Annotated in this window: 22 protein-coding genes; 10 read left to right on the forward strand and 12 right to left on the reverse strand. The window is 60.2% G+C overall.

Translation table 11 applies throughout. The features are described from left to right. The first annotated feature begins 104 nt into the window (after positions 1 to 104). Positions 105 to 2288 carry an esterase-like activity of phytase family protein gene (locus tag ACR0C9_RS20035; protein WP_480781888.1) on the forward strand — a complete coding sequence of 728 codons (2184 nt, stop codon included), beginning with the start codon at positions 105 to 107 and terminating at the stop codon, positions 2286 to 2288. A 41-nt stretch (positions 2289 to 2329) separates the two neighbouring features. On the opposite strand, the gene ACR0C9_RS20040 is transcribed toward ACR0C9_RS20035, so the two are convergent. From ACR0C9_RS20040 to ACR0C9_RS20070, 7 genes are all read right to left on the reverse strand, one after another. Beyond that, positions 2330 to 3028: a tetratricopeptide repeat protein gene (locus ACR0C9_RS20040; protein WP_170738042.1), complete on the reverse strand. Its 699-nt coding sequence runs from the start codon at positions 3026 to 3028 to the stop codon at positions 2330 to 2332. A 152-nt stretch (positions 3029 to 3180) separates the two neighbouring features. After that, positions 3181 to 3648, reverse strand: a complete 468-nt coding sequence (locus ACR0C9_RS20045) for an Hsp20 family protein (protein ID WP_170738040.1) — start codon at positions 3646 to 3648, stop codon at positions 3181 to 3183. Positions 3649 to 3772: 124 nt separating this feature from the next. Then, complete coding sequence (locus ACR0C9_RS20050) at positions 3773 to 4588, reverse strand: trypsin-like serine peptidase (RefSeq protein ID WP_480781889.1); 816 nt, start codon at positions 4586 to 4588, stop codon at positions 3773 to 3775. After that, on the reverse strand, positions 4585 to 5376 hold the full coding sequence (locus tag ACR0C9_RS20055) for a trypsin-like serine peptidase (RefSeq protein ID WP_480585895.1): 792 nt from the start codon (positions 5374 to 5376) through the stop codon (positions 4585 to 4587). Before ACR0C9_RS20055 ends, ACR0C9_RS20050 begins: the two co-directional genes overlap by 4 nt. A 110-nt stretch (positions 5377 to 5486) precedes the next feature. Continuing rightward, complete coding sequence (gene glcF, locus ACR0C9_RS20060) at positions 5487 to 6806, reverse strand: glycolate oxidase subunit GlcF (RefSeq protein ID WP_480781890.1); 1320 nt, start codon at positions 6804 to 6806, stop codon at positions 5487 to 5489. A 4-nt stretch (positions 6807 to 6810) separates the two neighbouring features. Next, on the reverse strand, positions 6811 to 7911 hold the full coding sequence (locus ACR0C9_RS20065) for an FAD-binding protein (RefSeq protein ID WP_480781891.1): 1101 nt from the start codon (positions 7909 to 7911) through the stop codon (positions 6811 to 6813). A 67-nt stretch (positions 7912 to 7978) separates the two neighbouring features. Continuing rightward, positions 7979 to 9418, reverse strand: coding sequence for an FAD-linked oxidase C-terminal domain-containing protein (locus tag ACR0C9_RS20070; protein WP_480781892.1), 1440 nt, complete (start codon positions 9416 to 9418; stop codon positions 7979 to 7981). Between the two features lie 82 nt (positions 9419 to 9500). Here ACR0C9_RS20070 and ACR0C9_RS20075 point away from each other — a divergent pair, with 82 nt between their 5' ends. After that, positions 9501 to 10211 (forward strand): DUF599 domain-containing protein, encoded by a 711-nt coding sequence (locus ACR0C9_RS20075; RefSeq protein ID WP_480781893.1) that lies wholly within the window; start codon positions 9501 to 9503, stop codon positions 10209 to 10211. Between the two features lie 35 nt (positions 10212 to 10246). Next, positions 10247 to 10594 carry a hypothetical protein gene (locus tag ACR0C9_RS20080; protein WP_480781894.1) on the forward strand — a complete coding sequence of 116 codons (348 nt, stop codon included), beginning with the start codon at positions 10247 to 10249 and terminating at the stop codon, positions 10592 to 10594. 3 nt (positions 10595 to 10597) lie between these two features. Here ACR0C9_RS20080 and ACR0C9_RS20085 read toward each other — a convergent pair whose 3' ends face one another. From ACR0C9_RS20085 to rsfS, 3 genes are read right to left on the reverse strand one after another with little or no spacing between them, the layout of a single operon-like run. Next, complete coding sequence (locus tag ACR0C9_RS20085; protein ID WP_480781895.1) at positions 10598 to 11083, reverse strand: flavodoxin family protein; 486 nt, start codon at positions 11081 to 11083, stop codon at positions 10598 to 10600. A gap of 1 nt (position 11084) precedes the next feature. Beyond that, entirely contained in the window at positions 11085 to 11555 is a 471-nt protein-coding gene (rlmH, locus tag ACR0C9_RS20090) for a 23S rRNA (pseudouridine(1915)-N(3))-methyltransferase RlmH (RefSeq protein WP_480781896.1), read from the reverse strand. Positions 11556 to 11599: 44 nt separating this feature from the next. Further along, positions 11600 to 11959, reverse strand: coding sequence for a ribosome silencing factor (gene rsfS, locus ACR0C9_RS20095; protein ID WP_039525373.1), 360 nt, complete (start codon positions 11957 to 11959; stop codon positions 11600 to 11602). A gap of 233 nt (positions 11960 to 12192) precedes the next feature. Here rsfS and ACR0C9_RS20100 point away from each other — a divergent pair, with 233 nt between their 5' ends. The 6 genes from ACR0C9_RS20100 (at position 12193) to ACR0C9_RS20125 (ending at position 17164) form a co-directional block, all read left to right on the forward strand. Beyond that, positions 12193 to 12291: an isopropylmalate isomerase gene (locus ACR0C9_RS20100; RefSeq protein ID WP_170455888.1), complete on the forward strand. Its 99-nt coding sequence runs from the start codon at positions 12193 to 12195 to the stop codon at positions 12289 to 12291. A gap of 52 nt (positions 12292 to 12343) precedes the next feature. Further along, positions 12344 to 13747 (forward strand): 3-isopropylmalate dehydratase large subunit, encoded by a 1404-nt coding sequence (leuC, locus tag ACR0C9_RS20105; RefSeq protein ID WP_170634542.1) that lies wholly within the window; start codon positions 12344 to 12346, stop codon positions 13745 to 13747. Positions 13748 to 13784: 37 nt separating this feature from the next. Further along, positions 13785 to 14327, forward strand: a complete 543-nt coding sequence (locus tag ACR0C9_RS20110) for a DUF308 domain-containing protein (protein WP_170634544.1) — start codon at positions 13785 to 13787, stop codon at positions 14325 to 14327. Positions 14328 to 14370: 43 nt separating this feature from the next. Further along, on the forward strand, positions 14371 to 14976 hold the full coding sequence (leuD, locus tag ACR0C9_RS20115) for a 3-isopropylmalate dehydratase small subunit (protein ID WP_170455894.1): 606 nt from the start codon (positions 14371 to 14373) through the stop codon (positions 14974 to 14976). Between the two features lie 332 nt (positions 14977 to 15308). Further along, positions 15309 to 16139: a hypothetical protein gene (locus ACR0C9_RS20120; RefSeq protein ID WP_170455896.1), complete on the forward strand. Its 831-nt coding sequence runs from the start codon at positions 15309 to 15311 to the stop codon at positions 16137 to 16139. Beyond that, on the forward strand, positions 16136 to 17164 hold the full coding sequence (locus ACR0C9_RS20125) for an endonuclease/exonuclease/phosphatase family protein (protein ID WP_480781897.1): 1029 nt from the start codon (positions 16136 to 16138) through the stop codon (positions 17162 to 17164). Before ACR0C9_RS20120 ends, ACR0C9_RS20125 begins: the two co-directional genes overlap by 4 nt. Here the strand turns inward: ACR0C9_RS20125 and ACR0C9_RS20130 are convergent. Further along, positions 17128 to 18042, reverse strand: a complete 915-nt coding sequence (locus ACR0C9_RS20130) for a Rossmann-fold NAD(P)-binding domain-containing protein (protein WP_480781898.1) — start codon at positions 18040 to 18042, stop codon at positions 17128 to 17130. The two genes, ACR0C9_RS20125 and ACR0C9_RS20130, sit on opposite strands and share 37 nt — an antisense overlap. An 83-nt stretch (positions 18043 to 18125) precedes the next feature. Here ACR0C9_RS20130 and ACR0C9_RS20135 point away from each other — a divergent pair, with 83 nt between their 5' ends. Next, a complete protein-coding gene (locus tag ACR0C9_RS20135; RefSeq protein WP_480585866.1) occupies positions 18126 to 19019 on the forward strand; it encodes a LysR family transcriptional regulator in 894 nt (297 codons plus the stop codon). Here the strand turns inward: ACR0C9_RS20135 and ACR0C9_RS20140 are convergent. Continuing rightward, on the reverse strand, positions 19016 to 19543 hold the full coding sequence (locus tag ACR0C9_RS20140; protein ID WP_170455904.1) for a redoxin domain-containing protein: 528 nt from the start codon (positions 19541 to 19543) through the stop codon (positions 19016 to 19018). The genes ACR0C9_RS20135 and ACR0C9_RS20140 overlap by 4 nt on opposite strands. Between the last annotated feature and the right edge of the window lie 42 nt (positions 19544 to 19585).

The following is a 19585-nucleotide window of genomic DNA, read 5'->3' on the forward strand; positions in this document are numbered from 1 at the left end:
GCCGACCCTGATGCGCTTGTCATCAAACTGAATCGAAATCGTCACAATACCGCAATGAACCGGGGTCATCCCTCTGGCGACCAACCCAGAGAGGATCCCAACCGATGTCATTGCGCTATGTCTGCCTGACATCTGCCCTTGCCCTGACTGCCGGTCAGGCCATGGCAGAGATGAATTTCAACCGAATTGCGTCTTTCCCCGTCGTCAAGAACATGGCCGAAGGGGCCGATACCACTCGCGAAACCTCGCCCGAGATCATCGCGGCCACTGCGGATGGCATGACGCTGGTCTATACCGACAGCCCGTTGGGTGTGATCGGCATGATCGACATCAGCGACCCCGCGAACCCTGCGCCATTGGGTGCGATGGAAGTGGGGGGTGAACCGACCTCGGTTGGGATCGTTGGCGACACGGCTTTTGTTGGCGTGAACACGTCGGAAAGCTACACTGCGCCTTCGGGCAAGCTGATCTCGGTCGATATCGCGGGTAAGGCCGAATCCGGTGCTTGTGATCTGGGCGGTCAGCCCGACAGCGTCGCGATTGCGCCCGATGGCAGCTTTGTTGCCGTAGCGATCGAGAATGAGCGGGACGAAGACCTGAACGACGGCATCATCCCGCAATTGCCCGCCGGATCGCTGGCACTGGTGCCTTTGAAGGATGGCGCGCTGGATTGCGCGGGCATGAAAATGGCCTCGCTGACCGGTTTGGCCGAAGTTGCGCCCACCGACCCCGAACCGGAGTTTGTTGACATCAACGCCCTCGGCGAAACCGTCGTTACCTTGCAGGAAAACAACCACATCGCGGTTGTCGACAAAGACGGCAACGTGGTCAGCCATTTCTCGGCCGGCAGCGTGGATCTGGAAGGCATCGACGCCACCGACGAACGCGGCGCGCTGATTTTCACCGAAAGCCAGCCGGGTCGCCTGCGTGAACCCGATGCAGTGAAATGGATCGACGACAGCCACTTCGCCACGGCCAACGAAGGCGACTATCAGGGCGGTTCGCGCGGCTGGACGATCTTCCAAAAGGACGGCACCGTTGTTTACGAGAATGGCACCGAGTTCGAGAAGGCGATCATTCAGATTGGCCACTACCCGGATAAGCGTTCAGACGCCAAGGGCGTCGAGCCTGAAAGCGTAACCGCAGCCACCTTCGACGGCACGCCGATGATCTTTGTCGGGGCCGAGCGTGCCTCGGTCGTTGGTGTCTATGACGCCACCGACCCGGCTAATCCGGTGTTGAAACAACTGCTGCCTTCGGGCGTTGGACCGGAAGGCTATGTGGCGATCCCCGAGCGCAACCTGCTGATCTCGGCCAACGAAAAGGACTTGATCGAAGATGGCGGCCCGCGCGCGCATGTCTCGATTTTCGAGTATCAGGACGCCCCGGCCAACTATCCGCATTTGACCTCGGAAGGCGCGGATGAACTGATCGGATGGGGCGCACTCTCCGGTCTGGTCGCGGATGAGGACGGCATGATCTATGCGGTCAATGACAGCTTTTACGGTTTCCAGCCGTCGATCTTCAAGATCGACCCCAGCCAGCAACCTGCCCGTATCGTGGATGTGATCCGCATTCATCGTCAGGACGGCAACCCGGCGCAGAAGCTGGACCTGGAAGGCATCACGCTGGACGGCAACGGCGGCTTCTACGTCGCCTCGGAAGGTCGCACTGACCGGGTGATCCCGCACGCGATCTACCATGTCTCGGCCGACGGTCTGATCAAAGACCGCAAGGGCGAGATTGGCCTGCCGCCGGAATTGATGGCCGTCGAAAAGCGTTTCGGTTTTGAGGGCATCACCAAGGTCGGCGACACCCTGTGGATGGCCGTTCAGCGCGAATGGAAAGACGACCCGGAAAACCACGTGAAACTGGTCGCCTACAATCTGGAGACCCAGGAATGGGGCGCGGTGCATTATCCCAAGGCAGACCCGGAAACAGGCTGGGTTGGCCTGTCGGAAATCGTGGCCTTCGGTGACCATGTCTATGTCATCGAACGCGACAACCAGCACGACCACCGCGCCGTGACCAAAAAGATCTACCGCATCCCGCTGTCAGAAATGACCCCGGCCCCGCTGGGCGGCGACCTGCCGGTGGTCAGCAAGGAAGAGGTCCGCGACCTGCTGCCCGACCTGACCTCGACCGGCGGTTACGTTCTGGACAAGATCGAAGGCCTGGCCATCCTGCCCTCGGGCGAGGCATTTGTTATGACCGACAATGACGGCGTCGACGATGCCTCGGGCGAGACGAAGTTCTGGTCGATCGGGTCGGTAACGGCTGGGAATTGAACTTCAAAAAAGGTCCCACGAAGGCTGTTCGCGGGACCTTGTTATTTTGTATCTTCCAAAAAGGACAACAAGCCGGAGTCGCCATTGAAACGGCGCAAGCCCAACCGCGCCAAGTCCCGGGCAAACTCGCTTCGTCCCATCAAATGCAGCGCCCATGCCTGTTCTACCAAATGCCTTGGTGAGTCGGGCTCTACAGAAATTGCCTTTTCGGCCAGAAGAAGAGCATCCTCGGGCTGGCCAAGGAAATTGTAAGCGCGGGCGGTAAAGAACAACACGTCTTCGTTGTCTTCGACTTGGCTAAGTGCCTTCAGGCAATCTTCCAATGCACCCTCAAAGCGCTCAAGATCCTGTCGCACAACACATCTGGATAACCAGCCTTGCCAATGCGTATCTGTGGTCAAAATCTCCGAATACATGGCCTCGGCATCTACGGGTTGGCCCATTTCCCGGTATGTCCAAGCCAGCATTCGCATCGTAGACGTATCTCGAACCAAAGCCAGGCTATCCGTGAGGTCCTGTGCGCTTTGCTCAAATCGTCTGAGCTCGCGATAGGCAATACCTCGATCACTGAGAGCCGCTGCACGCACTTCTATTGATAGGTCATTATCTTCCAGTAGTTCTGAACACGCCTCAACGCTCCCAACAGGATTGTTGTTAGGATTGACGGCCTCACACAGGTGCGGTCCCGCAATAAGGGCGGATGGCCATAGAAGCAAAAAACTCAGATACCGAAAATACACGTTTTTTCCAAAGTTATTAAGCTACGACACACACCTTAGAGGCGATCTCAATACTAGGGTAGTCAAAACTAACAACGCCCCGCGTCTGGAGGAACGCGGGGCGTGGGTTGCGACAGTCTGGGAGGAGGCGACTGTCGCAGGACTTTCAGGCGTTAGTTGACCGCTTTCGCGTCAACCACGTCCTTCTCGATGGCTTTGGCCGAGGTGATCTCGATCCGGCGCGGTTTCAGGGCTTCGGGCACTTCGCGCTTCAGGTCGATGTTCAGCATGCCGTTTTCGTGGCTCGCGCCGGTGACGCGGACGTGGTCGGCCAGCGCGAAACGACGCTCGAATGCGCGGGTGGCGATGCCACGGTGCAGATAGCTGCGCTCCTGATCCTCGGCGGCTTTCTTACCGGCCACGACAAGCGAGTTTTCCTTCACTTCGACGGACAGGTCTGCTTCGGAAAAACCGGCGACGGCCACGGAAATCCGGTAAGTGTCGGCATCGGTTTTCTCGATGTTGTATGGGGGATAGCTGGGCTGTGCCACGTCGTTGGTCAGAACGCGGTCCATCATGTCGGCGATCTGGTCAAAGCCAATGGTGGCGCGGTGCAGCGGTGCAAAATCAAAAGTACGCATGTGTCGTATCCTCATCCTTGAGCGATTTACGATATATGCCCTCCGAACGGACGGGCGATTTCAACTGCCAGGCCCCGTTTGTGGCGACCCGGTACAGTTCACATGGGTAGCATTTTGACCAAGTTCAACCCCCGCCCGAGCTGATGAATTTCGCGCCGGAACTGGACTTGTCCGTTCCGACCTGCAACCGGCGGATCGACGCTTTGGGCTGGGGCGCGTCGCGGCGCATGATTGCTTTGAGGTCCGAGACCACGCCCTCAAGCTCCATCCCAAATCCGGTCTTTCGGCCACCCTGCACACTGACGGCGGAAACCACGGACAAAATCTGCCAGCGCGAGCCGTTCCTGGCCAGAATGGCTGACCCGGACGAGCCGAAGGTGATGTCACAATCAAAGGTGATCAGCCCCTGCCGCCGTTGCAGAATACGGCACGAGCGTTCGCGCGTAATCGCCTCGGCCCGCCCGCGTCCGTATGAGGCGATGCTGATCTCGCCGTTCGCCACCCGCCCGTTATGCAGGGCAAACGGGTCGGCAATGTCATAGGGTATCGGTTCTTCCAGCCGCATCAGGGCGACATCGTCCTGAATGCTCTGAACGGACAGGGGCGAATTTGCCACATAACCGGGATGGGCGGCGATCTGCACCACCTTGCGTTCAGCCAATGCGGTGCCGTTGCTGAGGCCCGCGCGAAACGTAACCTCGCCCGGCACATAAGGTTTGCCCGTCCGCTTGTCCAAAGCGCAATGTGCGGCGGTCAAAACCAGATCCTGTGCAATCAGCGTTCCGGTACAGAAGGAACGCGTGCCGACGTCCAGCCGGCCAATCGCTTCCCACCCGTACAGATCCTCTCGATCTGTCAGTTTGCGCTTGTTGGTCTGGGCCTGCGCGGTGGTTGCAATGACAGAAAGACCGAGAAGAAAACAAAGAATGACCCTGATCATGGCTTGACGAACCTCGCCCCTACGTTTTTGCCCCCACCGTTTCCTGACGCCGAGGATGTGAACCCGCGCCCTGCCGCAAGCTCGGCCTGCAACAGCTCAAGCGCGTGTTCGACTGCGGTGCCAATGGCCACGCTTTGCCCGTCCATGCTGGCCTTGGCGGCCACGACCGAGACGATGCGCGGCTCGGGCCCCGAGAAGGAAAAGACTGGCGCGCCGGAAGCCCCGAAATCCACATCGCAGGACATGACCAGAATGCCCGCCTGCCGATTCATGACCGAACAGACCTCTTGCAGTGACGGGGCCTCGGCCCGATCCGCCGCGTAGGACACCACGCCGACCTCTTCGCCGCGTTTCGGCTGCGCGCCGGTGTCAAACGGGGTCACGGAGGTGTTTCGAATTGGCTGCCAAAGCTCGATCAAGGCAATATCCGTGCTGACACGGTCAGGCGACGCGTCGGCACCAAAGCTATAGCCCGGATGAATCACCGCCTGCCGTGCATCGCGATAGGCCAAGGCCCGCCCCAGACGCCAGCCTGCTAGAAACTCGATATCCGCCAGATCGATGATCTGGCCGGTGCCTTTGTTGAAAAGACAATGCGCGGCGGTCAGGACCAGATTCGGCGCAACCAGCGTTCCTGTGCAAAACCCCACGCCCTTGATGTTCAACCGACCGACAGCCATCCAATCCCGACCGGAATCAGAGGTTTCCAGGCTTTTTAGCCCGGTGTCCTGTGCCGCTGCCGTGAAAGGCAACACGCACAGCGCCATCGCTTTGATCCATTTGCGCACGCGGTACTCCGCCCGTTTCCTCCGGCCCACTGTCTTATGGGGCGCGTGCGGCGAAAATAGGGCGGATTGGGTTTTGTGACCGATATGATGCCACCGGGCATCACGCGGTTTCAGCGCAGGATTGGCACGTCTTGATTTGCCCGGCTGGTGGTCAGTGCCCGGGGCTTCGGCCCGCCGGTTGCCCAGTCCAACAGCTCGACCGTATGCACAATCGGAACCTCGGTGGCCGAGCCGATCTGCATCATGCAGCCGATATTCCCCGCAGCGATAATATCGGGTCTTTTCGCCTCAAGCGTTTTGACCTTGCGCTGCTTCAACTGGCCCGAGATTTCGGGCTGCATCAGGTTATAGGTACCGGCACTGCCGCAGCACAAATGGCTGTCTGCGGGTTCCACCACCTTGAACCCGGCCCGCTTCAGCAGGTCTTTCGGGTAGGTCTTGATCTTCTGCCCATGCTGAAGCGAACAGGCCGCGTGATAGGCAACGGTCAGGCCCTGATACCTTTGTTCAGGCAGGTCCAACTGCATCAGTACCTCGCTGATATCCATCGCAATACCCGAGACACGCGCAGCATCATCGGCCAGGATATCATTGCGGAACATATGCCCGTAATCCTTGACCGTTGTGCCGCAGCCCGAGGTGTTGATGACGATGGCATCCAGCCCGTCTCGATCCATTTCGCGGGCCCAGGCCCGTATGTTGGCCGCCGCCGCAACGTGACTGTCACGACTTTTGCCCATGTGATGGGTCAGCGCCCCGCAACACCCGGCCCCTTCGGCCACCACAACCTCACAGCCCAAACGGGTCAGCAACCGGATCGTGGCGTCGTTGATATCGGTGTTCAGAGCCTTCTGTGCGCAGCCCGTCATCAGCGCAACGCGTTTTCTGCGCGGGCCGATGGGCGCAAAGCTCTGCGGATCGTCATTGCGACTGACCGGAGGGATGTGTTTCGGTGCCATGTCCAGCATCGCCCGCAACCGCGCATCCGGCATCAGGAACCGAAACGGACGGCCCAGCTTGGCCCCGATCAGGGCCCAGCGAAACCGTATCGGATAGGGCAGAATTTGCGCCAGCACCCAGCGCAACACCCGATCCGACAGAGGGCGCTTGTAATTGTTCTCGATATATTCCCGCGCGTGATCGACCAAGTGCATATAGTGCACTCCGGATGGGCAGGTGGTCATACAAGCGAGGCAAGACAGACAACGATCGATATGCTTGACCGTTTTCTCATCCGGCACACGGTCATTCTCAAGCATGTCCTTGATCAGGTAGATGCGACCCCGGGGGCTGTCGAGCTCATCGCCCAGCACCTGATAGGTCGGACACGTGGCCGTGCAGAACCCGCAATGCACACAACTGCGCAGGATTTCATTGGAGCGCCGAATCGCCGGGTCCTGCAGTTGCTTTTCGGTAAATGTCGTCTGCATCTGCCTACCCCATCAGGCCCGGATTGAAACGGCCATGCGGGTCGAACCGCTGCCGCAACCCACGGGTCAAAGCCGCAACCGGTGCCGGTTCAGGCTGAAACCGGCCCAGAGCATTCACCGTCTCCGGGGCCGCCCGCACCAGCGTTGCGTGGCCTGAAAAATCCCCCAATCGCGCCCGAACGTCCGACCCGTCATCCACCAGCGCCCAGATCAATCCGCCACCCCAATCCAGCAACAGCCCGCTGGCCTCAAGCCGCGCAGAAATCTCAGGTGCGTCGCTCGGCTTGACCGAGATACGCCAGACATCGCCATCCTTGCCCGCAAACGCCCGGGCATCCCGGATCGCGCACCAAATATCTTCAGGGTTTTCCATGCGCGACACCTCGCCAAACCCGGATAAAACCGTCTGCAACCGCCCAGCGCGATAGGCAACCGAATCCTCAAACCCCTCAACCCGCAACAGGGCCAGCCCCATCGCAGGATCATAAGCAGCGCCGCTGACCTCGAAGGGGGATTTCAACGCCGCAGACAGAACTTCAATCGCACCCGCGACATGGGGGGCCGAAACGCCCAAAGTCGCCGTCGCCTTGGGCATGGGCAGCATCTTCAACGATACCTCAGTCAAAACACCCAGAGTGCCCCAGGATCCGGCCATCAGCTTGACCAGATCATAGCCGGTGACATTCTTCATCACCCGCCCGCCATTCTTGACCACTTGCCCCAGCCCATCAACAAAGCGCACCCCCAGCAGAAAATCCCGACACGCCCCGGCCTGCACCCGGCGCGGGCCCGAGATATTGGCGGCTACGATTCCGCCAATCGTCGGCTCTCCTGAATGTCCAAGCAGTACCCGATAATCCGCAGGCTCAAACGCCAGTTGCTGCCCTTCCGCTGCCAACGCTGCCTCGACCTCAGACAACGGAGTTCCGGCCCGCGCCACCAAAGTCAGCGCACCCGGCTCATAAAGCGTTATTCCGCTCAGAGCGGCCGTGCTCAAAACCGGCTCGGGTCCCTGTACGCCCCGCGTGCCGCCGCCCTCAATACGCACCGGCCCGTTCAGCCCGGCCACGATCTCGGCCAGTTCCATCTCTGTCTCAGGTCTCATGATACTTCTTCTTGTTCAAAAATACGGCGGGGTGAATTGGCCCGCAGGGCCAAGAGGGGCTGGCCCCTCATTCCGCCGCCATCCGCCGCCCTTTCGACACATCCAATGGAAACACCTTGGCCGGGTTCAGCAGCCACCGTGGGTCGAACACATCCTTTACCGCCATCTGTGCCTCAAGATCGGCGGGCGTGTACTGATGCGACATCAGATCCCGCTTTTCGATTCCCACCCCATGCTCTCCGGTCAGGCACCCGCCGACATCGACGCACAGCTTCAGGATATCCGCGCCAAACGCCTCGCATTTCTCAAGATCACCGGGCTTGTTGGCATCGAACAGGATCAAGGGGTGCATGTTGCCATCGCCCGCATGGAAGACATTGCCTACGGGCAGGCCATATTCCTCGCTCAACTCACCGATCCGGCGCAACACCTCGGGTAAGGACGACACGGGGATCGTCCCGTCCAGGCACATATAGTCATTCATCTGCCCCATCGCCCCAAAGGCCGACTTCCGCCCCAGCCAAATCTTGGCGCTTTCTTCCGCCGACTGGCTCTCGCGCAATTCGACCGGGTTGTGACGCTTGGCAATCTCGATGATCTTCGAAAGCTGATAGTCGATCTCGGCCTCGGACCCCTCGACTTCGACTATCAGCAAAGCCGTGCAATCGGGATAACCCGCATGGGCGAAGTTCTCGCAGGCCTTGATGCACAGCGTATCCATGAACTCGATCGCCACCGGCAGGATGCCCGACTTGATAATGTCCGAAACGCATTGCCCGGCCACCTCATTGTCATCGAACCCCATCAGCACAGGCCGCGCGCCTTCGGGCTTGCGCAGAATGCGCAGCGTTGCCTCGGTCACGACGCCCAACTGCCCTTCAGAGCCGCAGATCACACCCAACAGGTCCAGCCCACCGGAATCCAGATGCGCGCCGCCGATCTCGACAACGCTGCCATCCATCATCACCATCTTGACGCCTAACAGGTTATTGGTGGTCACACCGTATTTCAGACAATGCGCCCCGCCCGAGTTCATCGCGATGTTCCCCGCAATCGCGCAAGCCAGTTGCGAGGACGGATCGGGCGCATAGAAGAAATCCTCCTCCTCGACCGCGCCGGTCACACTCAGATTGGTGCGACCGGTCTGAACGCGGATGAAGCGGTTGTCGTAATCCGTCTCCAGCACCTCATTCATGCGCGCCACACCCAGAATCACGCAATCCGCCGTGGGCAGCGCTCCGCCCGCCAGCGATGTGCCGGACCCGCGCGGGACCACCGGCACGCCCTCATCATGGCAGATGCGCAAAACGTCCGAGACCTCTTGCGTGGTTGATGGCAACACCGCCAGCATCGGCGGACAGCGATAGGCGGTCAGCGCATCACATTCATAAGCGCGCGTTTCCGCCGGGTCGTGAATCACCGCATCCCCGGGCAAAACCTGCAGCAAACGCGCCAGAACGCTTTGCTTGCGTGCAAGCACATCGGGATTTGGCTGGGGCATGTCCATTGCTGATCCTCCAATTTGGTAAAATAATATTACCAATTTATCGATCTGGCAAGTTCAATGATCTGTGCCTACTGTCGCGCCCATGACCTGGATTGATCGCGCGCTTCTGTTTTCGACACTGGACTATGTCGCCATCCTGTTGCTGATCGGGGCCTGGCAGGGGATCGGCTGGAAGATCGAGCATCCCTTACCCAACAGGCGATCCGTTTCCATGATGATGGACGACTTCCGCCGGGACTGGATGCGCGAGATGGTCACCCGGCAACCGCGCATGTTCGACGCGCAGGTCGTGGCGGCGATGCGGCAGGGCAGTACGTTCTTCGCCTCGACCACGATGATCGCCATTGGCGGCGGGCTGGCCCTGCTGGGCAATACCGAACAACTGTCCGGTGTCGCCAGCGATCTGGCCATCGGCAGCGCGCCTGCGCTGGTGTGGGAGATCAAGATACTGGTCGTGATCCTGTTTCTGGCCAATGCCTTTCTGAAATATGTTTGGGCGCACCGTCTGTTTGGCTATTGCGCCGTGCTGATGGCTGCTGTTCCGAACGACCCGGAGGACGCACAGGCCTACCCTCGCGCGGCCCAGTCGGCCGAGATTTGCGTGACCGCCGCCCGCAGCTTCAACCGCGCGCTGCGGGCCACCTATTTCGCTCTTGCCTCTTTGGCCTGGTTCCTGGGGCCCATCACGCTGATCCTTGGAACAGCCATCACGGTTGGCGTTCTCTACCGGCGTGAGTTCGCCTCGCACTCTCGCTCAGTTCTTTTGACCTTGCCGCCTGACACCAAGACGTGATCGCAATACTGCGCTTAACAAATTATGGTCTACCCATGCGTTATCTGATTCTTACCGCCCTGTTTGCCACGCCCGTCCTGGCCGATCCGCCGACAATCGAGGAGGTCTCGGCCCGCCAAAGCGGCGATACATGGCGGTTTGACGTCACCATCCGGCATCCTGACACCGGCTGGGACGATTACGCAGATGGCTGGCGTGTGCTGGACATGGACGGGAATGAGCTGGGGATGCGCGTGCTGCATCATCCGCATGTGGATGAGCAACCCTTTACCCGATCACTTGGTGGCGTCGCCATTCCCGAAGGCACCGCGCAGGTGCAGATTCAGGCCCGCGACAATGTTGGCGGCTGGGCTGAAGACACTACGGTCGTCGATCTGAATTGACGCTCAGAACACCCCGAGGCTTAGCCCTGCGGCCATCCCAGCACCGATCTCACGACAGTGCTCAAGCTGTTCGTCAGGGATTGTCTTTTCGGCCAGAATTGCCTCGGGCGTCTGCGCATGGGTGCAGATGATCAGCGGCGGCTGAACCTCTTTCAACCGCCAGCCGGTGGCGATGCGGGCAGTTTGACGGGCGGCATTCTCTCCGTCCGACCCGGCGCAGATCATCTGAGCATAGGGTCGACCCTCGATCCGGCCCAGCACGTGGTAGTAGCTGCGGTCAAAAAATTCCTTCATCAGACCCGAAATCGCCGCCAGATTCTCGGGCGCGCAGAAGATATAGCCATCGGCGGCCAGCAAATCCTCCGGCCCGGCCTGATCGGCGAACTTCAGAACAACCTCGGCCTCGTCACGCCCCGCCGCAGCCGCCGCTTCGGCCATCTGCCGGGCTCCGCCGGTGCGCGAATGGTAAACGATCAGAAGCTGCGCCATGTCAGACCCGGTGATAAGGGCCGCCCGACAGGATGGTTGCAGCCCGATACAGTTGCTCGGCCAGCATCACACGGACCAGCATATGGGGCCAGACCATCGACCCGAATGAGATGGAAAAATCCGCCTCAGCCCGCAGGCTGGGGTCGATCCCATCCGCCCCGCCGATGATCAGCGCCAGATCCTGCCGTCCGGCATCCCGCCAGCCGCCCAGTTTCTTGGAAAAATCAGGCGAAGTCATCACCCGCCCCCGCTCATCCAGCGTGCAGATCACCGCGCCTTTGGGCAGGGCCTTGCGCAGCAGCGCGGCCTCGGCCCCCATGCCTGCGTTTTTCTTGTCTTCAACCTCGATCACCCGCGCAGGACCAAGGCCCAGACTACGGCCGGTCCGGTCAAATCGGGTCAGGTAATCGTCAAGCAGGGACTTCTCGGGCCCGGCGCGCAATCGCCCGACCGCAACTATGCTGATACGCATATCTCTCTCGCCTCCGGCCCCTTAATACGGGCCGGGATGGCGCCTCAGTTCGCCGAGGCGCTGCCGCCCGCAGGCAGCCACATCTTTTCCAGCTGGTAGAATTCGCGCACTTCGGGGCGGAAGATATGGACGATCACGTCGCCCGTATCGATCAGCACCCAGTCGCCGGCATCCTTGCCTTCGACCTTCGAGGTGAAACCGAATTCCTGCTTGATGCGATCCGTCAGCTTTTCCGCCATGGCCGAAACCTGCCGGGTCGACCGACCTGAGGCAATCACCATGTGATCCGCAACAGAAGACTTGCCCTGCAGGTTGATCTGCACAACGTCTTCGGCCTTGTCATCGGAAAGTGAGGAAAGGATACGTTCAAGCAGCTTGTCGCTGATTGACTGAGAGTGGGCCATCACGCTGGCCCCATCTTCGGCAGGCAAACCCGCCTGAGTATGTAGAGACAGGACATAGTCCTCCTTTGCTGCGCGCCGTCAGATCCCCGGCGCAGGGATACTTATAAGGTAACAAGCACCCCGTGACATTTCAATGAAGGCCCCCGGAACCCACACAGCATTGTGCCCTGACGGCATCTGCGGGGTCGTAAGGGACCTTGATAGACTCGGCCAGTATCTATATCTGACCGCTTATGAGACCTCATACGGCCCCGAATATCGACCTGCAAGACCGCGCGCGCCTGCGTGAACGGTTCTTTGGGGCTGCCCGCACGGTTCTGGCCCGCCTATAGGCGGCGTCCAGCCACTCGCCAGCTATTCTCATCTAAATACGGGAGAGGACCGATGTCCCCCAAAACACTCTATGACAAGATCTGGGATGCTCATGTCGCGCATGAAGCCGATGATGGCACCTGTTTGCTGTATATCGACCGCCATCTGGTGCACGAAGTCACCAGCCCACAGGCGTTCGAGGGCCTGCGCATGGCGGGCCGCAAGGTGCGCGCACCGGAAAAGACCATTGCCGTACCGGATCACAACGTACCGACCACGCCGGACCGCGTGAACGGGATCGAAAACCCCGAATCGCGTATTCAGGTCGAGGCGCTGGACAAGAACGCCAAGGATTTCGGCATTCACTATTACCCGGTGAATGACGTCCGTCAGGGCATCGTGCACATCGTTGGCCCGGAACAGGGCTGGACCCTGCCCGGCATGACCGTTGTCTGCGGCGACAGCCACACCGCCACCCACGGCGCGTTTGGTGCTTTGGCCCACGGCATTGGTACATCTGAGGTTGAGCACGTTCTGGCCACGCAGACTCTGATCCAGAAGAAATCCAAGAACATGAAGGTCGAGATCACCGGCAAATTGCAGCCGGGCGTGACCGCGAAGGATATCACTCTGGCCGTGATCGGCGAAACCGGCACCGCTGGCGGCACCGGCTATGTCATCGAATATTGCGGCGAAGCGATCCGTGATCTGTCGATGGAAGGCCGCATGACCGTCTGCAACATGGCGATCGAAGGCGGCGCCCGCGCGGGCCTGATCGCGCCGGATGAGACCACCTTTGAATATGTCAAAGGTCGTCCGCACGCACCCAAGGGTGCCCAGTGGGAAGCCGCGATGGACTGGTGGAAGACACTCTACACCGACGAAGGCGCGCATTTCGACAAGGTCATTACCCTGCGCGGCGAAGACATCGCGCCGGTCGTCACCTGGGGCACCAGCCCGGAAGACGTGCTGCCGATCACCGCATCGGTACCGCACCCCGAGGATTTCGAAGGCGGCAAGGTCGACGCGGCCCGCCGCTCCATCGAATATATGGGTCTAGAAGCCGGTCAGAAGCTGAGCGATGTCGAGATCGACACCGTCTTCATCGGCTCGTGCACCAATGGCCGCATCGAAGACCTGCGCGCCGCGGCTGAAATCCTGAAGGGCAAAAAGATCAAGGACGGGATGCGCGCCATGGTCGTGCCCGGTTCCGGTCTGGTGCGTGCGCAGGCCGAGGAAGAGGGTCTGGCCGACATCTTCAAAGAGGCCGGGTTCGAATGGCGTCTGGCAGGATGTTCGATGTGTCTGGCCATGAACCCCGATCAGTTGCAACCGGGCGAGCGCTGTGCCGCGACCTCGAACCGCAACTTCGAAGGCCGTCAGGGACGCGGCGGACGCACCCATCTTCTGAGCCCGGCGATGGCTGCCGCAGCGGCAATCACAGGACGGCTGACAGACGTCCGTGAATTGATGTAAGGTCTCCTCATATCTAGATATTTGAGGGATTGAAGACATGAGTGACTGGATCAAATGGCTCTTGCTTGGACTGCTGTCCATCGCGTTCGGCATCTTTGTGCTGGGCGCGCCGGTGGTGGCGTCTGTTGCCGTGACGGTGGTGACCGGTGTGCTGCTGCTGATTGCAGGCGGGCTACAAATCGTCGGCGGCTTCACGGTTGAAGGCACCGGCAACAAGATCCTGTCACTCATCATGGGTGCGGTGATGCTGTTTCTGGGCTGGTCCTTTCTGGATCACCCGCTGCAAGGCACGCTGACGCTGGCGACCGTGATGCTGATCCTGTTCATGGCAGGCGGCATCGCGCGGGTCATCCTGTCGTTCCAGATGCGCGGAACGCAGTTCTTCTGGCCCACGCTGATCTCGGGCATCTTGTCCATCGTGCTGGCCGGTATCATCTGGTCTTACGCGGCATCGGAACCCGCAGCTCTGCTGAGCTTGCTGGGCATCCTGCTGGGCATCGAGATGCTGTTCAACGGGTTCGGATTGGTCTTCATGGCGTTCTTTGTCAAAAACGCACCCAACGAAACGAAACAAGCTTAACCGCGGGACATGGGCGCGGCCCTCTCCCGCACGGAGTGTGAACATGGAAAAGTTTGAAAAAGTCCACGGGGTGGCCGCCCCAATGCCTTTGATCAATATCGATACCGATATGATCATTCCGAAGGTGCACCTGAAAACCATCAAACGGTCCGGCCTGGGCGTCGTGCTGTTTGACGAGATGCGCTATCACGACCATGGCGGCGAGAACGAGGATTTCGTTCTGAACAAACCCGCCTATCGCCAGACCGAGATTCTGGTCGCGGGTGACAATTTCGGCTGCGGCTCGTCCCGCGAACACGCGCCCTGGGCGATCAAGGATTTCGGCATCAAGGTCGTGATCTCGACCAGCTTTGCCGACATCTTCTTCAACAACTGCTTCAAGAACGGCATCCTGCCCATCGTGGTCGAAGAAGAACACCACGCGATTCTGATGGAAGACGCGCACAAGGGCGAGAACGCCCGCATGACCGTGCATCTGGAAGATCAGCAGATCACCACCTCGGACGGTGTTGTCATCGAGTTTGACATCGACCCGCACCGCAAGCACTGCCTGCTGAACGGTTTGGACGATATCGGCCTGACGATGGAGAAAGACCACCACATCGACAAATTCGAAGAACATGCAGGTCAGGCGCGCCCCTGGGTGTGATTCTGGGGACGAATCTGTTGACACTCAACCTAACGGGGTCGCGCACGCGGCCCCGTTCGCATTCTTGGGGTTGATTTTTCCCAAACCACAACATCTAGGTATCAAATTGAGATACACGTCGGATTTGCGTCCAAAATGATGCAATCCCGCACCAGTTGCGCCATCATTTTGCCCGAAATCACATGTTATCTGCACCCTGACTTGAGCGAAATGTCGCTTATCGTCCATGGTGACGGAAAGAGGCATCCGTCAGAATTAAGAAACGGGCGGGCACAAGTTGGAAATCAAGTCGGCAAAGATCGGCTGATCCAGTTTGAAAAAGGGTTCGGATAGTGATTGCGCGCACAACTGGGGCGGCGATACGTGGAATATTGGTTGCACTTCTGGTGCTGACACCCGCGTTGTACCTGCCTGTATCATCGACGAACGGGACCGAGATAGTGGTCTTCCTCGCGATCCTCGCGTTCATCCTGACCTTTGCCGAATACAACTCTGCCTTTCCCAGCTTTATCGAATTCCGCGACGCCCCGCCGGTGAATCGGCTGCGTTTTGTCGGCCTGATGTCGATGGTCACGTTCCTGACTTTGGTCTGCAAGAATGGCTATGCACCAACCGATCTGACCACATTCTCGTATTCTATGGGTCTGGCCGTCGCCAATGTGGTGGACTTCCCGTACTCACCCGTCCGGCTGATCGTTCTGATGTTGCCTGCCGACGCCAGCGCGCCGCTGGTTGAACTGGTGCGGATCACAGCGAGTGTCGCCTATGTCGCCGCTCTGGTCACGATTGCCAGCTTTGCCTATGCGGTGAAACTGCGCGGCTGGCCCACTGGCAACGGGGCCTTCAACGTCTGGACCAACCTGCCGCTGTTCGACCCCACCAAAGGCGGTGACGTGGTCAGCCGCCTGCAGCGTGACGGTCGTCTGAACATCTGCATCGGTATCCTGCTGCCGTTCCTGATCCCGGCCGTGATCAAGCTGTTGACCAATTTCGTGACGCCGATTTCGCTGAACAACCCGCAGACCCTGATCTGGACCATGAGCGCCTGGGCCTTCCTGCCCGCCAGCATGATCATGCGTGGCATGGCGACCCTGCGTATCGCCGGGCTGATCGTGGAAAAGCGCCGCGCTTACTCAACATCCGAGACAACTCAGGCCGCATGATCCGCGCCCTGATCCTGCTGTTGCTGCCCGTCGCGGCGCAGGCAGATGTGGTGCGCATTGCCAGCTTCAACACCGAGCTCAGCCGGAAAGGCCCCGGCCTGCTGCTGCGCGACATTCAGCGCGACGAGGCGCAGGTGCTTGCGGTCATCGATGTGCTTGTGGCCGCGGGGCCCGACATCGTGGCGCTGCAAGGCATCGACTGGGACATGAACGCGATGGCCCTGACGGCTCTGGCAGAAAGCCTCAGAGAGGCCGGGCTGGATTACCCCTATCAGCTTACCGCGCAGCCCAATACCGGGCAGGACAGCGGGCTTGATCTGGATGGGGATGGCCGCACGCAAGGTCCGGGAGACTCGCAGGGATGGGGCTTGTTTACCGGGCATGGCGGGCTGGCGGTGTTGTCGCGTTATGAGATTGCGATGTCCGAGGTGCGGAATTTCTCGGACCTTCTGTGGCGCGATCTACCGGGGGCCGAGTTGCCCGTGGCCGAGGGTGCACCGTACCCGTCCGAGCAGGCACAAGCGGCGCAGCGCCTGTCGTCGACCGGCCATTGGGTCGTGCCGATCAACACCCCCTCGGGCCGTCTGAACCTGATGACCTTTCACGCAACCCCGCCCGTGTTCGACGGCCCCGAGGATCGCAACGGCCTGCGCAACCGGGATGAGATCCGGCTCTGGTCGGTGCTGATGGATGGTGGCATTGGCCCAGCCCCGACCGATCCGTTTGTGATCGCTGGGGATGCCAATCTGGATCCCAATCACAGCGATGGGCGCAGAGAGACCATCGCCAACCTTCTCTCGGACCCGCGCCTGCAGGATCCGCAGCCGAAATCCCTCGCGGGCGACAGGGCCACGGTCCATTGGAAGGCGGTGGGGGAGTTGCGGGTGGATTACGTTCTGCCCTCAGCCGATCTGAAGGTTGTTGATGCCGGTGTCTTCTGGCCCGCGCCGAGTGATGCGAAAAGGGACAGCGCCGAACGGGCCAGCCGTCATCGGCTGGTCTGGGTGGATGTCTCGATGCCATGAGGCACCGCAGTCGCGGTCTGCTCTGATGGTATCGCTGTACGCATCGCCTGATCCAGATCGGTATGCGGCACCGGGCCGATCAACGTGGTCAAGGCCGTATCGTCCAGCCGGTGCGGCACATCCCACAAATATCGCATCTCAAGCAGATGCGGGGCCATGCGCCAGAAAGGACAGGCAAGCTGCAGGGGCCACCATTGCATCCGTTTGAGCGCCACATCACCCCCCGTCACCCGCGACAGAGACTGCGCAATCTCGCGCCCGGTCAGCGTATATCCGGCAAATGGCAGATCGCAGAACCGAGGCAAGTCTTGCCGCATCTCGGCCAACATGACGGCCGTCGCTGCAAGGTCAGGCAGGTACGCCCATGCATGGGGAATATCGGGGTTGCCCGGATAGGTCAGTCGCCCTTTCGACAGACCCTTGATCATCACCTGATCAAACCAGTTCCCCGACGCACACGTGTCGATGAAATCCCCGGCCCGCAGGATGATCACCCGTGCGCTTGAACGGTGATAGGCGTCCTCCATATCGATCCGGATACGACCCAAAGGGTTCCGGGCCAGATGCGGACTGTCAGTAGACCACGGGCCGGGAGTATCCGCCCCGAATACATATACATTGCCCGGCACGATGACCGTTGCACCAGTGCGTTCAGCCACGTCAATCACTTGCCGGTGCAGGCCCGGCACCAGACGGGCCCACTGGGTATAAGGCGGGTTCCAGGCGTTGACGATCACGTCCGCGCCACGCGCCGCCTGCTCCAGCTTGTCAGCCTCGCGATTGAATATCCGCACGGTCCAACCGGCTTTGCGAAACGCAAGTTCGGCATTGCGGCCAAACCGGCCACTGGCGCCGAGTATCAGTACGGTGTGTTGCATGGTGCCCTCCTGTCGGGACCAACTTAACCATGCACATGATTCAGGGAATTGCCGGCAAACGCAGATCATGTATTCATATCTGAATGGACAAAGCGCTTACCCATGCCGATTGGTCGCTGATCCAAAGCTTTCTGGCGGTGGCCGAAACCGGGTCTCTGTCCGCCGCCGCGCGGCAACTGGACCGCAGCCAGCCCACGCTGGGCCGGCAGATTCATGCGCTAGAGGAGGAACTTGGCGTGTCGCTGTTTGACCGGCACGCACGGGGGCTGAAACTCAGCGATGTGGGCAACCAGCTGCTGCCCATGGCGCAGCAGATGCATCAGGCGATGAACGCGTTCAGCATGACGGCGGCAGGCCAGTCGCAAGAGCTGGAAGGCACGGTGCGGATCACCGCGTCCGTCTTTGCCTCTCACCACCTGTTGCCGCCCATATTGGCGCATATACGGCAGCAGGAACCGGCCATTCAACTGGAACTGGTCGCAACGGACGCAACTGAAAACCTGCTCTATCGCGAGGCCGATATCGCCGTGCGCATGTATCGTCCCGAACAGATGGATATCGTGTCGCGCTACCTTGGTGATGTCCCGCTGTGTTTCTGCGCGGCCACAACTTACCTGAACCGCGTCGGACGCCCCAAAACGCCCGAGGATCTGTTCCATCACGATCTGGTCGGGTTCGATGCAAACGAAGACATCATCCGAAAGATGCAGGAAAAGGGATGGCCCGCCAGCAAGGACAGCTTTGCCACCCGCTGCGATCTGCAAAGCGCCTATTGGGAGCTGATCCGCGCCGGGTGCGGTATCGGCTTCAGTCAGGTTCAGGTCGCCGAAGAGGACCCTCTGGTCGAGGTTCTGCCGCTGGATGTAAAGATTCCGATCCTGCCGGTCTGGCTTGCCGCGCCGCAAGCGATGCGCCAGACCCCGCGCATTCGCAGGGTCTGGGACTTGCTGGCCGACGGGCTGAAAGCCAGCCTTTAAAGCGGGCCGGTATAGGTGCCGCGCGGCGGATAGCCATTGTCCAGCGCGTATTTGATACCACCCTGCATGTCAGCGACCGAGGGGCGGCCAAACGGGGTCGATTGCTGCCAGGCGAAATACAGCGTCCGGTCGGGGGCGATGTAGAAATGCCCCGGTTCTGCAAAGAACGCGGCCTCGGCGGTGCCTTCGCGACCTTTGGACAGATACAGGCCCCAGTCTTCCCGCGCAGCGGCCAGCGGCAGGCTGTGCCCGACGCGCAGCCGGGTCGTGCCCGCTTTTGCCACGGTTTCCGCAGCGCGTTCGGCGGTGTCGGTGCTCAGCATGATGACCTCAAGCCCCAGCGCGGCGAAGTCGTCCAGCGCGGCTTCAACCTCACCCATCTGCCTGATGCAGATCGGGCAATGCAGGCCGCGATACTGAATCACCAGCGTGCCGTTTTCGCCCTTGTCGGCATCCAGATCAAAACTTCCATGGCCCACGGTTTCGATTTTCAGGCCTGGGACGGGATTTCCCGGTATCAACATGTGTTTTCCTCGTGATTCTGCCGGATCGTCTCATTGACCCGC

The organism is Ruegeria sp. C12 (assembly GCF_056537745.1).

What these genes read in the sequence shown, in the direction of transcription:
- ACR0C9_RS20035 (WP_480781888.1), top strand. Translation starts at nt 105, where the DNA reads ATGTCATTGCGCTATGTCTGCCTGACATCTGCCCTTGCCCTGACTGCC.
- ACR0C9_RS20045 (WP_170738040.1), bottom strand. Translation starts at nt 3,648, where the DNA reads ATGCGTACTTTTGATTTTGCACCGCTGCACCGCGCCACCATTGGCTTT.
- ACR0C9_RS20050 (WP_480781889.1), bottom strand. Translation starts at nt 4,588, where the DNA reads ATGATCAGGGTCATTCTTTGTTTTCTTCTCGGTCTTTCTGTCATTGCA.
- glcF (WP_480781890.1), bottom strand. Translation starts at nt 6,806, where the DNA reads ATGCAGACGACATTTACCGAAAAGCAACTGCAGGACCCGGCGATTCGG.
- ACR0C9_RS20065 (WP_480781891.1), bottom strand. Translation starts at nt 7,911, where the DNA reads ATGAGACCTGAGACAGAGATGGAACTGGCCGAGATCGTGGCCGGGCTG.
- ACR0C9_RS20070 (WP_480781892.1), bottom strand. Translation starts at nt 9,418, where the DNA reads ATGGACATGCCCCAGCCAAATCCCGATGTGCTTGCACGCAAGCAAAGC.
- ACR0C9_RS20075 (WP_480781893.1), top strand. Translation starts at nt 9,501, where the DNA reads ATGACCTGGATTGATCGCGCGCTTCTGTTTTCGACACTGGACTATGTC.
- ACR0C9_RS20080 (WP_480781894.1), top strand. Translation starts at nt 10,247, where the DNA reads ATGCGTTATCTGATTCTTACCGCCCTGTTTGCCACGCCCGTCCTGGCC.
- ACR0C9_RS20085 (WP_480781895.1), bottom strand. Translation starts at nt 11,083, where the DNA reads ATGGCGCAGCTTCTGATCGTTTACCATTCGCGCACCGGCGGAGCCCGG.
- rlmH (WP_480781896.1), bottom strand. Translation starts at nt 11,555, where the DNA reads ATGCGTATCAGCATAGTTGCGGTCGGGCGATTGCGCGCCGGGCCCGAG.
- rsfS (WP_039525373.1), bottom strand. Translation starts at nt 11,959, where the DNA reads ATGGCCCACTCTCAGTCAATCAGCGACAAGCTGCTTGAACGTATCCTT.
- ACR0C9_RS20100 (WP_170455888.1), top strand. Translation starts at nt 12,193, where the DNA reads ATGAGACCTCATACGGCCCCGAATATCGACCTGCAAGACCGCGCGCGC.
- leuC (WP_170634542.1), top strand. Translation starts at nt 12,344, where the DNA reads ATGTCCCCCAAAACACTCTATGACAAGATCTGGGATGCTCATGTCGCG.
- ACR0C9_RS20110 (WP_170634544.1), top strand. Translation starts at nt 13,785, where the DNA reads ATGAGTGACTGGATCAAATGGCTCTTGCTTGGACTGCTGTCCATCGCG.
- leuD (WP_170455894.1), top strand. Translation starts at nt 14,371, where the DNA reads ATGGAAAAGTTTGAAAAAGTCCACGGGGTGGCCGCCCCAATGCCTTTG.
- ACR0C9_RS20125 (WP_480781897.1), top strand. Translation starts at nt 16,136, where the DNA reads ATGATCCGCGCCCTGATCCTGCTGTTGCTGCCCGTCGCGGCGCAGGCA.
- ACR0C9_RS20130 (WP_480781898.1), bottom strand. Translation starts at nt 18,042, where the DNA reads ATGCAACACACCGTACTGATACTCGGCGCCAGTGGCCGGTTTGGCCGC.
- ACR0C9_RS20135 (WP_480585866.1), top strand. Translation starts at nt 18,126, where the DNA reads ATGGACAAAGCGCTTACCCATGCCGATTGGTCGCTGATCCAAAGCTTT.
- ACR0C9_RS20140 (WP_170455904.1), bottom strand. Translation starts at nt 19,543, where the DNA reads ATGTTGATACCGGGAAATCCCGTCCCAGGCCTGAAAATCGAAACCGTG.